The following is a 13,796-nucleotide window of genomic DNA, read 5'->3' as shown; positions in this document are numbered from 1 at the left end:
ATTCTTTTTTCTAGGTTCAGTTTTTTGCCTTGAGTTCGCGGTTGTTTGAACCGCCTCTCTTCTGGCGCTTTATTAATATACTTATTTCGCAAGGTGTTGTCAAGCGTTTTGTGAAAATTTTTTTGTTTTTTTTGTAATCTATACGCATCAAGGGTTTTGGCTATCCTTCACTGCTCCGACCTCCGCTGGCTGACTCCTCTTTTAACTATGGGGTCTTTTTTTCGACCAAAATACGGCTTTTGCCCTGACAATCTCCCGCCCATGGGTAGAAGAACTCTGTAGTTCAACATGATTATGGGCCTTAATTCGAGTATAGGTAAGGCAAGGTTAGAGTGTAAGCTGTGAGGCTGCATCATGGGGTTAGGATGACAGAAGCAGGCTGGTGCATGAGTCATATAATATATAGGTAAGGTATGTCTGCATTTCTTGGACTTTACTGAGGGACTTTTGGGTCTCAGATTGAGCCGATCGCTCTTAACAATTCGTCTGATTCAAAATCCAGAAGTTGACACGACACAGTACTTTAACCCGGATCAAACTCCCAGGAATCGATCGTCGGCAAAAATACACTCTCCTGAATTACACCCCGAAGCTCCTTCAGTTACCCCAGTTATCAGCCTTTGATGAGCGAGCGCGAGTTGGTCTCCTCAACATCTACATCTAAAAAGTGCAAGTGACTCTCTTCCTCAGTATTGACCGCAATGACCAAACCTCTATTCCCCCAAGGAGCTATCGCCCGGGGTGAGGCAGGGCTGCTAAAATTCCCTACTTGAATCCCTTGACTGTTTAACACTTCTATCTGCCCCCCAACATCTGCCAACACCCATCCCCAATTAGCCACACAAGCAGATACGGGCAAACTTTCAAGGGGAATTCGCGCCACCTTGAGTGGCCACAATTTCATCAACAGCACCGCAGCTTTACCACCTTGGGGAATTCCCAGCAAAGTATAAGGCTCAGGTGTCAACAGCATCTGTCCGACGCTGGCAGACAACCGCACAGAACCCACCGGCGTGCCGCGGCGAGTGTAAACTCTAAAAATAGTTTGGGGATTTTTTGGTTCGTTGTCCGGCCAAACTGCTAAGACGTGTCGCCGATCCAAAAAAATTAATTCTGGTAAATAATGTTCCGGTAACGGCACAGTAGCGATCAGCTTCAAGGCTTTTTCCTGATCGCCCGCACTGCTGTTTCGAGCTAAAGAATAAAAACGCAGTTCTCCCGGAACCGCTACTGTCAACCAGTGACCGCGAGGGTCAACAGCAGCTTTAAAAGCATCTGGACCTTGCCTCAAACCCATATCGAGCAGGCACTGAGGCTCCCAAGAGTCTTCGTTGAGCCAGTAAAGTTTTTGCGGAGTGAGAACGCAGCAGCCGTGGGAAACAGGTAAAATGCCCCGCACGATTTCCGGCATTAATGAAATAGAAGTAGACATTTCTCCTGTAACTAGCTGTTTTTCCGGCTGAGACCAAACCTTCACCTCTGTACCTACAGCAGCATAGAGATACGTTTCAGTGGCTATTAAAGCAGTCAACGGTGCTGGAAGTATCAGTAGCTTGGGCTGCGAAAGCGCATAGCGCACAGTCCCAAGTAAATTAATCGCCGACAGTGATGCTTTTTCCTGTTCAACTTCTAGCAAAGACTCAGTTTCAGACTTCAAGCTTTTATCACCGCTGGTTGTGGGGCTTTCCCAGGGAATAATGCAGTCGCCCAATTGCCTGACAGCGGGGTCGTACATGATCAGCCGCAGAGCTTGAGCCATTTGGGAAGCACTGGCAAAACGGCGGGCTGGCAGCTTTTCTAAAGATTTTTTGACTATTGCTTGCAAAGGTTCGGGGATGGCGTCGGGAAATTGCAAGCGCTGATTCAGGTGCGCCCACCTCAAGTCTCCGGGGGTTCCCCCGAAAGGGCGGTAGCCCATTAGCAATTCAAACAGCAGAATTCCTACTGCATATATATCTGACATCGGGGAAAAAAGACCGTAAAACCGCTCAGGGGCCATGTAAGCGGGGGAACCTACGGTAGCGTCGGGAGAAATTTCTTGGTGGAGGCGAGTGGTACCAATTTCTGGCAGCCGACGCGCGATGCCAAAATCAGAAAGCCGGGGCGACCAACCTTTTGCTCCTAAAGTTAGGAGTATATTTTCGGGTTTGATGTCGCAGTGAACTACGCCTCGGCGGTGGGCGTAGTCTAAGCCTGCTAAAACTTCCATAACTAGCTGTAAACCTTCGAGCAGACGCAAGGGGCGGTCTTGTTTGAGCAGGTTGCGGAGGGTTCCTCCCTCGCAGTAATCCATAACCAAGTACCTGCCTGTAGCTGTGTGTTCTAGAGCTCGGCAGGTAACAATATTGGGGTGCTGCAAGGTGATCAGAAACCACAATTCTCGTAAGAATTCGCTAGTTGGGGCTTTTTGATGACTAAGTTCTTTGAGAGCAACCAGTTGGCTGGTGAGGCGGGAGTCCTGGGCGGGAGCTTCTCGAACGCTGGCACAAAAGACTCGACCAAATTGTCCTTGTCCGACTAGCCCTAAAATGCGGTACTTAGAATGTTGCATCGGTCTAATTATAGAAAAAGCTTGAGCTAGTATTAAAATATGTAAATAATTCTGACAAAAATTCAAATTTTTGAATCGCTCGCCAGGTACAGCCTATGTTATCTCAGGTTTATTCTCAGCCTCCTTGAGAGCGATCGCACACTCGCACCTACTAAAATCGTTGAGCTTCGGAATCACTATCAATCTTGCCCGATGTCGGTACCCGCTCGGGAACTACCTGTGGCTGCTATTTTAGTCGATCGCGACTATTACAGTTTTTTCAATGCCATGCAGAAAGTATCTAAGGTTTTAGCTTTTCAAGGCTAAGCTGGAGAATCGGGGCGAGGGTACAGTGATATGACCAAAACAGAAGTGCGGTTATCCCCTAGGGGTTAGAGAGCCAGAAGCCAATGCTGTCGTCAAGGCATCTTAACCTTTTTGAGTGTTAGCCAAATTTTTTTGCGCTTTAAATAAGTTGATCGTAACTTGCTAAATACTGAACTTGACAGGAGCAAACATCAATATGGTTAAAATTATTAAACTAGATCCAATTGCGGAGGAAATAGCAGTCGAAACCCGATCGAATATCCTGTCTGCCTTACTTTCCAAAGACTTAGACGTTCTCAAGGAATGCGGGGGGCGGGGAATGTGCGCTACCTGCCATGTTTACATTAAAGAAGGCATGGAAGGCTTGTCGGACATGAACCGCCGCGAGAGAAGGACGTTGGAAGTCATTACTACGGCTAGAGCCAATTCGCGACTTGCTTGTCAGGCTCAAATTATGGGCGAGGGTGTGGTTGTACAGTTGCCTGCGGGGATGTACATTAATGCTATTGAAAATGTCGAAGCTCTGATAGGCCGCCGGGCCCAGCAAGATTTACTACACCCAATTACGGGTCAAGTAGTTGTAGAATCGGGAAAGTTAATTACTCGTTCTATCGTTACACAGCTTAATGAAACCCGCTTTCAAGTAGGACAGTATTTAGTTCGGACTAAAGAAGCTTAAAACTGATATGTTTGTATTTTAGTAGTAGAGAAAAATCTATGTTGAGCCAACTTGCGCGTTTGAGCATGGAAGCAGACGGACGCTACGCCAGTGCAGAAGAACTCCAATTTTTGAAAGACTACTTTCAGTCTTTGAATCACCGGATGAGTGCTTATAAAAAACTTCAAGCCTCGGAAACAGAAATTATGCGGCAGGTGGAAGCACAAATGCTGTCTCTAGACCCTAGTTTATTTAGGCGGGGGGCTAACGATGTCACTGAAAAGTGCCGTGGAGATATTGTGCGGGTGTTGAGGCATTCGGCGGCAGCACTATTGATTAATGATACGGAACGGTTGCGCGATCGGCTACTACTTTGGTTGCAAACTATCTTAGGCGCTGTTCAAGTTAGAAATAGTGCAACCGTGACCTACGATGTGATGAAAAAGGTTCTCAAGCAATATCTCACGGTGGAAGAAAGGAACCTATTTTTTCCGATTCTGGACATCAACCGCACATTACTCGGCAAATAATCAAGGGGGTTGATAAGTTAACACCGATAAACTGTACCGTTAGGAAGAGTGGCTCCAATCAACTTCGCTCCCGTCAAATCCGCCTCAGTGAGAATGGCTCCCCGGAGGTTGGCTCCTGTCAAGTCAGCTTTCTGCAAGTTGGCTTTACTCAGGTTAGCTTTGCTCAAGTTAATTTCATGCAGACAAGAATTAGACAGGTCGGCATTGATCAGGTAGGCTAGACTCAAGTTGGCTTTGCTGAGGTTTGCCCCGCTCAAGTTAGCTTCCATCAAATAAGCACCGCTTAAGTTGGCTTCGTTCAACAATGCCTCTGCCATATTAATTCCCGTTAAAAGTTTGCGGCTCAAGTCTACACCGCTGAGGTCTGCCCCGCTGAGGTTGATACCGCTTAAGTGGCTGCCATTCAAAGTAATGTTTCTCAGGTAGGTTTTGCTGAGGTCTGCTTTGCACAAATTGGCTCTATCCAAGCAAGCTTCGCTAAGGTCTGATCCAATCAAGCACGCGCCGTTTAAATAGGCTTGAGTGAGGTTAGCTCGCCTGAGATTAGCTTTCAAAAGGTTGGCTTTGCTGAGGTTTGCACGGGTTAAGTTGGCTCCGGCTAGGTTGGCTTTGGATAATTCGGCTCCGGTGAGCTGTGCTTCAGTCAAGTCTGCCTCTTTCAAACTCGCTAGACTTAAGTAAGCATCTTTGAAGTTTGCCCCGTTGAGATTGGCTTTAATCAGATATGCTTTACTGAGATTGGCCTCGGTGAGAACGGCTTTGGTGATGTTAGCGGCGCTCATATCTGCACCTATGAGATTAGCATTGGGAAGATTTGCTCCGGTCAGGTTTGCCCAATTCAGGTGAGAGCCAGCTAGGTTGGCGCCGGTGAGATTGGCTCCGATGAGATTGGCGCCGCTGAGACTGGCTGCCATGAGGTTGGCGCCGGTGAGATTGGCTCCGCTGAGGTCAGCTTTGCTGAGATTGGCTCGGCTCAGATGGGCTTTGGTGAGGTCTGCCCCGCTGAGGTTAGCACCGATTAAGTAGGGTCGTTGCTGGTGTTGGTTGAGGTTTGCCAAAATTAGAGTTGGGGCATCGCTGGAACGGTATAAATCGATCGGACTCAACACAATGCCGCGCAGATTTGCCAGTCTAAAATCTCTTTCGCCGGCTGCATATCGAGTTAGAAGTTCATTGGCGTCCATTAAGTTCTAGCAAAATGTTTGAGGTTTTGATGGCTTTTAAATTTTAAGAGTTTCTAGAGTAAGTTATGAAGTTTCTAGCTGCTAGTTCTCATCAGGTTTTATTTGAATTGCTAAAACCTTATTTTTAAACTCACGAGCTTTTTTATAATTTAACTCACAGTTTTGATGATACGGTCGATAATATGGCTGCCCAAAAATCGATTTGACAGCTATTAGCAACAAAGTAATAGCTATCAAATAAGTCAGTTTTTTTGACAAAGTTGACTGAGAATAGCTTCATGGTCTTTTCCTTCTTCGACCATAGAATCTGCTGGTTGGAGGCGATCGCGCAGCCCTAAAATAAAGCGGTTGCAGTCCGAACCTAATGATTCGCAGGAGGTTTGCAGGCAGTGGAGTTCTCGACCTGTGAGCTGACTAAAGAACGAACTTAAAATACCTGCTTCTAGAAAACAGGCTGGTCGCTTAGACTTGGGGGCTGTTTTAGCAAAAAGAGAGTTAGCAATTTTTACTATTAAAAATCCCTGTTCGGAATAGCTGGGGTCAAGCTCAAATGTTCCCCATCCATGAGTTTTCCAACACTGCTGCAATGACTGAATAAATTCTACCATTTCCATTTCAGAAACTGGCTGACCGTAGTATTCGCTGACTTCTTCGCAAAAACGCACGTAGAAGTTTTTACCCCACCAGCGACCGCAGTTGAAAAGCACAAGGCGGGAGGCTTGACCTGTTTCTTGTTCTAAGCCAATATAAATAGCTTGAATCAGTGTTTCTGGGAGTGCTAAAAGCCGATCGCCCCGGCGGTTTTCGAGGAGACCGAGTTCGAGGTCGCCTCGGACGTAGGCATCGCTAGCAAAGTAGTTTCCAGGGAGTCGGGGCTGTTTGAGCAAGTCGGCAATATTAATCATCGGAAATTGGGAATTGGGAATGGGGAATTGGAAATTGGAAATTGGAAATTGGGAAGAAAGCAGATTATTTATTATCTGGGTCAATAATAATTGACTGTGCTTGGTCGAAAAATGGTTGCAATATAGCCCGGGCTTGCTCGGAAAGCAATTCTTCTAAGCGAGTTTGCAGCAGATTGCAAACAGTTACTTCGATTTTTTGAGTTTGGTGGGCTTCGACTATGCCGGAAAGCCAGTCTACAAGGCGCTGTTCGAGAAAATTTCGATCGTTCAGCAGCATAGCCATAGCACAGTACCGCAAGACTAAAACCCAGTGTTTGAGCGATCGTTCTAAGGTTTCTTGTTTTTCGTCGGGGAATGTTTCTTGTAGTTTGTTGGCTACTGGTTGGAAGATGCTTGCTTCCTTCTCTCGCAAAAATTCGTAAATTTTTAAGCGCTGGACAAGGGTTACAGCTTGACGCTTAAAAGCCATGAGTTCTTCGCCTTTTAAAAAGCGGTTTTCTGCCTGATCCAGCAGCGCCTCAATCTCAGGGTGCATGATTTTAATTAAGTGGTAATCGGTAATTGATAAAAGGAAGGAAGTTCGGCAACGAGCAATGTACGGGATGTAACGGATTTAACTAATGGATTTTGAGGGATGAGGAAACAGTGGTGAGGGAAGATGGATGAGGGATTGCCCTATTTTTCATTTCTATTCCTTACACAGATTAAAACAGGTCAAATAGGTCATCAATGGTGACTTCTGCTTGTTCAGAAATAGAAATTGCTGGCAAGGGTGGCGGTAGGGGTAGGGCACCTACTTCCGGAATTCCTTCCCAAGAAATAGCTTGAAAAAAGTCTGCTACTGGCTGGGTTAAACTCAGAAGTTGACCGGGCGTCGAGCCATTTGGGGTTTCTAAAGATTTTCCCAGCCAATTATAGTGACCAAAGAATTCTTGGACAGATTGGTCCAACCATGAAGTTTGACTTTTCATCTTTACTTCCTGCCTGGAGAAATCCACCATCGCACTTTCGATCGCGAAATTGGTGGGAGGAAAGGCAGGGCAGGGGATGTGCCTTTCCAGGTTGTTTACCGCAATATTTCACCGTGTTGCAGTCGATTTTGAATATCGCGGGCGTTGGCACCTTCGTTGAGCCAGAATGCTGCTGCATCAATTTTATCTGGGTTGCCAAGCAGGAACTTGCAATAGGTTTCTCCCATTGAGTAACATTGGAGTTCTATGCAGCTCAGAGGCTTTTTGACTAAAGAGCCAAAGAAACCGGCGAACAAACCGGCGTATAGGTGACAAACCGGTTTGCCTACGTCTCCCAATGTGCGAGCAACTGCTGAGTCAAAGAGGTTGATGAAGATGCAGCCGTGTTTGCGATCGCTCATGTCCACTTCCCAGCGACCCCAACCTTGAGCCGTGAAAGGCCACCACCAAGTTTCTAGCAGAAACATGAGATTTGACTGGCGAATGTTCTGGCTGAATTCGGCACTAAACCATTTTTGAAAAAATTCGGAATCTTGAAGTCCCCACTGGCAACCAATAGTATACATGATGACAGAGGACGCGGGGCCGACTTCTTCTTCGAGCCCCTCCACCAAACCGATAATGAAGTCTTCGCTGGTAAAAATGTTGCGCGATTGATTCCAGTCGTCAATTGTACCCATTTGGCGATCGAAGGCAAAAAAATCCTGAAACCTATAGTGGCTGTGAGTTTTAGGATGCTTTTGCTTCAGTAGCGATTCGTTGTGGGGGGAGATTTCTTTTTTGGCAGTAGAGACCATTGGCGGGTTATTCCTTTTTGGTGTAGTTTGGTGAAAATTAGAGTCAAATAGTGTGGTCTGTGTATCCAATTTAACTTTATTTTTCTAAAGGCAGGCACAGGGTATAATTTTTCACTGCTATATAAAAATTAAAAATTCTAGGATGTTAAAATTGGGGGCTTGTTGGGAGTTCTGCCTTCGGACAACTGCTCTCTGAGTGCTGGCGAAAGTGGGTATAACCTTAAACGGCTATGTGTTATCGTTTTGTGCAAGCTGTCCACTATATATAGGGCATATGGGGATGAAAAATCACGCTTGTATTGCAATAGGCATCAATCAATATCAGTTACTCCAACCTTTGAGTTATGCCCAAGAGGATGCAGAGGCGCTGTACGGTTTTTTGACTGAGGAGGCGGGTTTTGCGCCGGATGGATGTCTGCTGATGACGGATAGCTCGCCGTCGCTGTGGGGTCAATCTACATATCCAAATCGGGAAAATATTCTGAGATTGACCAGAAGCCTCTGCGCGGAACATGTGCAACAGGGAGATTTACTCTGGTGTTTTTTTAGCGGCTACGGTGTCAGCCATGAAGGTAAGGATTATTTGATGCCTGTTGACGGCAATCCGGCTGACATTAAGGGTACGGGGATTCCGGTAGAGTTGCTGTTGAATACTCTGAAAAACGCTCCTACGGAAACGGTATTGGTGCTGGTTGATATGAACCGCAGCCAGATTGTGAAAGCGGGGGAAACGATCGGCTCTCAAACGGTTGAGCTGGCGCGGGAACTGGAAATCCCAACGGTGCTTTCTTGCCGCCCGAATCAAGTTTCGCGGGAAACTTCGGCTTTGCGTCAGGGGTTTTTTACGACGGCGCTTTTGGAGGGGCTACGTTCGGGACAGTGCATGACCATTAAGGGTTTAGACCGTTTTTTGAGCGATCGACTGCCGGAGCTGTGTGACCACCATTTGCGTCCGAAACAAGAACCTTTGATGGTAGTGAATCCTCCAGGAAAGGCTAATTTGGTGATTTTGCCGGATGCTTCAGGGGTACCAACTGCTGCGTTGGCCGGACGCAACGGCAATATGACGGTTGGTACGGCTGATGGGTTCGATCGCCCGCAAATGGCGACGGCTACGGCTCGAATGGATCTGCCTCCGGCAGTTCGCAACGCTCAGGATTCCCCAGTTGAGATGCCACCTGTGTCGCAGCCAAATGCTGTGGCCCCTGCCGATCGGGGGGGCGATCGACCGAACTTGCAACAGCCGGAGGATGAGCATAACGGGGGGTCGGATAAGTCATTTTTGCAGCAGCTAGTTTTATGGAGTTCAGCTACGGCTTTGGTGCTGCTGTTGGGTGTTTTTGTGACGAACAAATCAATTTTTATTGGTCAGCAGGAAGGAGATCCTCGATCGCCTGCTGAAAATGGCCAAAACTCTGGATCTCAAAAATTTATTGGTACTGGGGGGTCACAGAACCAACCGCGAGCGGTGCAAGCAGGGACTGGAACCAAGCAACCACCATCGAGCCAGCAGGTGTGGGCTGAGGCGAAAACTTTCCTCAAGGATGGTTCGGCTTCTAGTTTTAATAGAGCGGTGGTTAAGGCTCGAACGATTCCGGCTAGCGATCCGCTCTACCCCCAGGCTCAGCAGGATATTGAGCGCTGGAGTTTGACAATTTTGGATATAGCTAACGGGCGGGCTGCTCGGGGCGATTTCCAGGGGGCGATCGGCGCGGCTAAATTGATGCCGGATGTCAATAAGCCTGTTTACAATCAGTCGAAACAGGCGATCGCTCAGTGGGAGGAGCTATCCAAAGACCAGGATGTAAATATTGCTTTGCTATCGGCTGCTAAGGGTCAAATTAAGCGGGGGGTTGCATCTTCTTACAGTAAAGGCATCCAGCAAGCTAATAAAATTCAACCCGGTCAGCCGAAGTATGAAGAAGCTCAACAGTTAATTGGAGACTGGAGCGAAAGTATTCTCAAAATTGCTCAGTTGCGCGGCTCCCAAGGAAAGCTGAAAGAGGCAGTTGAAGCTGCTTCGCTGGTGCCATCGGGTACTAAGAGTTATCAGCAGGCTCAGAAGGATATCGCCAATTGGAAAACTAAGCTTCAACGCCAGAAAAAAGGTTGATTTAGTTGATAATTTCTCGGTTTCCCACCGGGAAATTATCTTAGCGACTGGCCAACATGGATCGTTGGCTCGATCGATACCTCTTGATACTGCAAAAAGAGATCTACACAAGGATAATTGAAAACCAATAATTTTATTCACCATTTCCCCTCCCCAGCTTCGGCGCGAGGGGATTTTATATGCTCCCTCCCTGGTCTGCTTCTTTTTGTAGAGTGAAAGAGAGCGTATGAGGTGGTTAATTGGGGCTGCATAATAGTGGATAATTTTGATTTTTTTGTGGATGGACTCATAAGACCGAAGGCGTGTATTTTCAAAGCAGGCGGGACGCCTAACCCTACTCACCACAATAACTCTCAAATTGTGCAACGCCGATCAATTAATATCTTTAACTAACATCCATAGTTCCATAAACCTGCGACTTCACCGTCAAAATTGGTTTTTTTAACTATAAATATTGCTGCAAACATATATTTTAATTATAAACCATTCCTAAGGTATTAATGGTAATAGTAAATTTAAACATTTGATTTTAGTATTTTATCACGTAGGCTTATCAGCTTGGTCTATAGTTAATTTTAACTTAAGTGACAGCAAATAGGGCTACATAGAATCGCTATCTAATGCAAATAGCTAAGGCAAAATAGACAAAAAGAATCGGGTATACAGAGTTAATTTATTTATCCTCTTTGTGGGATATTAGGAACAATCGACGGAGGAAAAAATGTTTAAAATTGTGCTATTTTTAAATTATTAGCAGTGACACATATGTTCTGAATTATACAAAATGGGCCGTTATGGGAATTATCGGGGAGAAGCGATCGCCCCTACTGGATTCAGGAAAAAGATTCACTGCCACACAGCACAAAATAGCTGGATTCGAAAGCTGCGAGTCTTCGTTGGCCCGGAGATAGCAAAGCTGCCTCAATTAACACAAATAAGGGCTTTGCAAGAAAAATCAACCAATATTCCTTGAGAAACAAGAATTAAGAACTTACTCGCTTATTGTAGCCCCGGTAACAACACGTATGCCTGAAGTTATAGTCCACAGCCAAGTCTACGGGACGCTCTCAATGAATAGAGTGATTTGGCAGTGTCCGGGTGTTAAGAGGGGCGATCGAAGAGGAATGTTCCTTGAGCGATCGCTTCCCAATCGGTGAGTCTAAAACCTAGGAAGGGAAGGAGTTGGAGACAATGCTGAACTTTTTGAGTTCACGAGAGTAGCGTTAGCACTAAACTCTGCCGTATTGTGGAAATTCAGCCAAATTTGTAACAGTTCTTAACTATAAATAATTCTGTCAAAACTGCTAGCATAGTGACACTTTTGCTAGCAAAAACAGATAAAGTAAATAAAGTTGGCTAACTCTAGACGCCCCGATCCCCATCCTGGGGATGTTGAATCAATTTGATTCATACCAAGTGGTTTGAGAGTTACAATCGGAACCAAAGCATCGCTATTTAACTGAGTTCTTTACTTACTTTTACTTTCAGCTATGAACGTGGATTTTATCAAAGCCCAAGTCAGGTTGCTACAGGGTGCAAGTTCATCGGAGCGAGAAACCCTTATTAAAAACATCGGCGTCTGTGCTGGCGTGATCCGCCCCGGAGAGTACGTGACGCCGCAACGGAAGCACGCTATCACTCTCTGGCTGCAAACAAATGCGGTTCGCCTCCGGCTTCCCCAACTTCCTCTGGACTTATCCGGCCAAAAGCCTTAACAGGGAAGTAATCAAGAGCTAGCGACAGAATCAAAGAAATTAGTCAATCTTACCTAAAAGTCCATTTTTATTGAGCTGTACAGGATCAATGAAACACGATTAAGATTGAAAAAATGTTTGTAGGGAAAGTTGGGCTCAAAAACACGCCTGTGGACAAGAAGCGGCTGACCGCCTTGGTAGAAGCAGGAAGTGAGCGTCAAACCTGCTCTGAAAGTAGATTTGACTAAGTTTCACAGAACGGATTATTGTGCACAACTATAACCTGGGTTATTTGCTTTTAGATTTGAGATTCACGATTTAGCTAGTATTGGATAAATAGGCTATTTGTGGATCGCCTGAAAAATTATCCTATTCAATAGGTGTAACTAATTACAGGGGCAGTCTTTGAACTGCCCTTACTTTTGATCTCCGAGGGGAAATGCTGCAAGTTACAATAAACGCATCTACTTGCAGATAGAGTTTAGGTTAACTCTCATGTAAGCTGCAGCGCCTCTATATTATCTGTTATGTTCGAGATGGGGAGAGGAGGAGAGGACTTGAGGAGCTTTAAAAGGAAACTAATATCATCAAACAGAACGAGTTATTACAATTCACTTGCTTTCTAATATATTTATTCCACAAAAATACTGTGAGCAAAAAACAAAAATTTCCTTATTTAGTTGGTTCCCGATGGACTTCACACCAAAAAACTTGGGGGTGGCGACACTTTCAAGTGGTCAACCGAAAAAACGAAGGTAAATGGGTATTTGCAGAAATGGTGGCCGCTTGCGATCCAAATGTGCGTTTTTGGCTGAACGCCGCACAGCTTAAAGACCGATCGCTCTGGCAAGCTGGATGGCAGTCTACGCAAGAATTAGAGGAACTAGAAACTGCCGACTAAAAGACAGGGCTGTGGGGTAGAGTGAAGGGGACTTCCGCCGCCTGCTGCTATCGTTCCGATCCAAACCAATACGGAGTGAGACTTTGCAGGTTTTGAAAAATCTTTTACATGACTACAAGTTCGGGAAACCCTTATGTGGCAGCGTTTTTGCTTAAGTAAGTCGGTGGGAAAAATCCTAAGTATGTAACAAAACATTAATTACGGCGATCCGAACTTAATTTAATGCGTTTTGTAGGGTAGCGTAGTTTTTTTCTCTAAAGCGATAAGTTAAATTGACTAAGGTCGATCGTCCCATATTTCCAGCGGCACAGGGCGCAACCTTCCCGCTACTTCTACACTCGGCCAATTCGGATCAAAAGTCAAATTTTCCAAGGTTCCGTCGCTGTGAATTAAAAACGTATCCTCAATTTTTGCTCCCGACAAACTCGGATTCCAAGCCACAGCCATATTTTCTGCCAAAATATCTGAAGTAGCCGGATTCGCCACAATTTCGCGCGCCAAATATCCGGTAGTTCCGCCTTGATGGTGTTCCGCAATTGCTTGAGGATATCCCTGCTCTTCGTAAGCAGTTTTAAGCGTATCATAAACGGCATTCAGCGTTACTCCCGGCCGACACAAATTTAGTGCCGCTGCTTCAATTTCTCTGACTTTTCGGTGCAACTCTGAATGCTTTTCCCCAAGAAAATCGAAAGAGACAAATCTAGTTAAATTTGCATACAAACCCCACCCCCTAGCACAAAATACTAACATTGCTTGTCGTCCAATTTGTTCGGCGGTTGCTGTGGCGTGGCGGTACAGCGGCAAACGCCTTTCTCCAGCAACTAATGTCAGGGCTGGATGCAAACCTCTAGCCCACAAAGCCTCTGCACCGGCTCCCGCTAGCTGATATTCTGTCCATGTGGGTTTGGCAGCAGAAAGTACCTCTGTCATCGCTTCGCTGGCTAAACGCCCGACTCGCCGGTATCGCTCTATTTCGCTTGACATCATTGTCTTTTTGCGAGACTGTAAAGATGCGATTATTGGTGTTTCTTGGGAATTTGGCCGATCGCTCATGACGTTACCGCCACCAGTAATTTCTTTAACAAAACCTTCGCGCTGTGCAACATCATCCCAAGGATAGATGTACATTTGAAAGTTGGCTGGCAATTCCTCGTCTTGCAAGCGTTGAGCTTCGATTTCATCGGTG

The 13,796-nt window shown here is 45.9% G+C and carries 12 protein-coding genes; 5 read left to right on the top strand and 7 right to left on the bottom strand.

Annotated elements, in window-relative coordinates; all coding sequences use genetic code 11:
* Positions 1 to 613 precede the first annotated feature (613 nt).
* A complete protein-coding gene (locus QUA45_RS24920; RefSeq protein ID WP_333101005.1) occupies positions 614 to 2,551 on the bottom strand; it encodes a serine/threonine-protein kinase in 1,938 nt (645 codons plus the stop codon).
* 502 nt (positions 2,552 to 3,053) lie between these two features.
* Between QUA45_RS24920 and QUA45_RS24915 the strand changes: the two genes are divergently transcribed.
* Together QUA45_RS24915 and QUA45_RS24910 are read left to right on the top strand one after the other, a co-directional pair.
* The gene (locus tag QUA45_RS24915; protein WP_333042379.1) at positions 3,054 to 3,536 is read left to right on the top strand and encodes a 2Fe-2S iron-sulfur cluster-binding protein; all 483 of its coding nucleotides are present in this window, start codon (positions 3,054 to 3,056) and stop codon (positions 3,534 to 3,536) included.
* A 38-nt stretch (positions 3,537 to 3,574) separates the two neighbouring features.
* Complete coding sequence (locus QUA45_RS24910) at positions 3,575 to 4,045, top strand: phycobilisome protein (RefSeq protein ID WP_333101006.1); 471 nt, start codon at positions 3,575 to 3,577, stop codon at positions 4,043 to 4,045.
* A gap of 17 nt (positions 4,046 to 4,062) precedes the next feature.
* Here QUA45_RS24910 and QUA45_RS24905 read toward each other — a convergent pair whose 3' ends face one another.
* From QUA45_RS24905 to QUA45_RS24885, 5 genes are all read right to left on the bottom strand, one after another.
* Positions 4,063 to 5,229, bottom strand: a complete 1,167-nt coding sequence (locus tag QUA45_RS24905) for a pentapeptide repeat-containing protein (RefSeq protein ID WP_333101007.1) — start codon at positions 5,227 to 5,229, stop codon at positions 4,063 to 4,065.
* Between the two features lie 242 nt (positions 5,230 to 5,471).
* On the bottom strand, positions 5,472 to 6,134 hold the full coding sequence (locus QUA45_RS24900) for a V4R domain-containing protein (protein WP_333101008.1): 663 nt from the start codon (positions 6,132 to 6,134) through the stop codon (positions 5,472 to 5,474).
* Between the two features lie 64 nt (positions 6,135 to 6,198).
* Positions 6,199 to 6,669 carry a phycobilisome protein gene (locus QUA45_RS24895; protein WP_333222414.1) on the bottom strand — a complete coding sequence of 157 codons (471 nt, stop codon included), beginning with the start codon at positions 6,667 to 6,669 and terminating at the stop codon, positions 6,199 to 6,201.
* Positions 6,670 to 6,838: 169 nt separating this feature from the next.
* Complete coding sequence (locus QUA45_RS24890; protein ID WP_333101011.1) at positions 6,839 to 7,105, bottom strand: hypothetical protein; 267 nt, start codon at positions 7,103 to 7,105, stop codon at positions 6,839 to 6,841.
* Positions 7,106 to 7,200: 95 nt separating this feature from the next.
* Positions 7,201 to 7,902, bottom strand: a complete 702-nt coding sequence (locus QUA45_RS24885; RefSeq protein ID WP_333101012.1) for a V4R domain-containing protein — start codon at positions 7,900 to 7,902, stop codon at positions 7,201 to 7,203.
* Positions 7,903 to 8,182: 280 nt separating this feature from the next.
* Here QUA45_RS24885 and QUA45_RS24880 point away from each other — a divergent pair, with 280 nt between their 5' ends.
* From QUA45_RS24880 to QUA45_RS24870, 3 genes are all read left to right on the top strand, one after another.
* On the top strand, positions 8,183 to 10,015 hold the full coding sequence (locus QUA45_RS24880) for a peptidase C14 (RefSeq protein ID WP_333222412.1): 1,833 nt from the start codon (positions 8,183 to 8,185) through the stop codon (positions 10,013 to 10,015).
* A gap of 1,490 nt (positions 10,016 to 11,505) precedes the next feature.
* Positions 11,506 to 11,730 (top strand): hypothetical protein, encoded by a 225-nt coding sequence (locus QUA45_RS24875; protein ID WP_006635912.1) that lies wholly within the window; start codon positions 11,506 to 11,508, stop codon positions 11,728 to 11,730.
* Positions 11,731 to 12,358: 628 nt separating this feature from the next.
* Positions 12,359 to 12,610: a TIGR02450 family Trp-rich protein gene (locus QUA45_RS24870; RefSeq protein ID WP_242725377.1), complete on the top strand. Its 252-nt coding sequence runs from the start codon at positions 12,359 to 12,361 to the stop codon at positions 12,608 to 12,610.
* Between the two features lie 276 nt (positions 12,611 to 12,886).
* Here QUA45_RS24870 and QUA45_RS24865 read toward each other — a convergent pair.
* The coding region (locus tag QUA45_RS24865) for a M24 family metallopeptidase (protein WP_333222410.1) at positions 12,887 to 13,796 on the bottom strand (910 nt) is incomplete at its 5' end.

Origin of the sequence: Microcoleus sp. Pol12A5, from assembly GCF_036701435.1 — a bacterium.
Classification (GTDB): Bacteria; Cyanobacteriota; Cyanobacteriia; order Cyanobacteriales; family Microcoleaceae; genus Microcoleus.
This window is presented reverse-complemented; position numbering and strand designations above follow the sequence as displayed.

Excerpts from the sequence above, each read along its gene's own strand:
- QUA45_RS24920 (WP_333101005.1), bottom strand. The coding sequence starts at position 2,551 with ATGCAACATTCTAAGTACCGCATTTTAGGGCTAGTCGGACAAGGACAA.
- QUA45_RS24915 (WP_333042379.1), top strand. The coding sequence starts at position 3,054 with ATGGTTAAAATTATTAAACTAGATCCAATTGCGGAGGAAATAGCAGTC.
- QUA45_RS24910 (WP_333101006.1), top strand. The coding sequence starts at position 3,575 with ATGTTGAGCCAACTTGCGCGTTTGAGCATGGAAGCAGACGGACGCTAC.
- QUA45_RS24905 (WP_333101007.1), bottom strand. The coding sequence starts at position 5,229 with ATGGACGCCAATGAACTTCTAACTCGATATGCAGCCGGCGAAAGAGAT.
- QUA45_RS24900 (WP_333101008.1), bottom strand. The coding sequence starts at position 6,134 with ATGATTAATATTGCCGACTTGCTCAAACAGCCCCGACTCCCTGGAAAC.
- QUA45_RS24895 (WP_333222414.1), bottom strand. The coding sequence starts at position 6,669 with ATGCACCCTGAGATTGAGGCGCTGCTGGATCAGGCAGAAAACCGCTTT.
- QUA45_RS24890 (WP_333101011.1), bottom strand. The coding sequence starts at position 7,105 with ATGAAAAGTCAAACTTCATGGTTGGACCAATCTGTCCAAGAATTCTTT.
- QUA45_RS24885 (WP_333101012.1), bottom strand. The coding sequence starts at position 7,902 with ATGGTCTCTACTGCCAAAAAAGAAATCTCCCCCCACAACGAATCGCTA.
- QUA45_RS24880 (WP_333222412.1), top strand. The coding sequence starts at position 8,183 with ATGAAAAATCACGCTTGTATTGCAATAGGCATCAATCAATATCAGTTA.
- QUA45_RS24875 (WP_006635912.1), top strand. The coding sequence starts at position 11,506 with ATGAACGTGGATTTTATCAAAGCCCAAGTCAGGTTGCTACAGGGTGCA.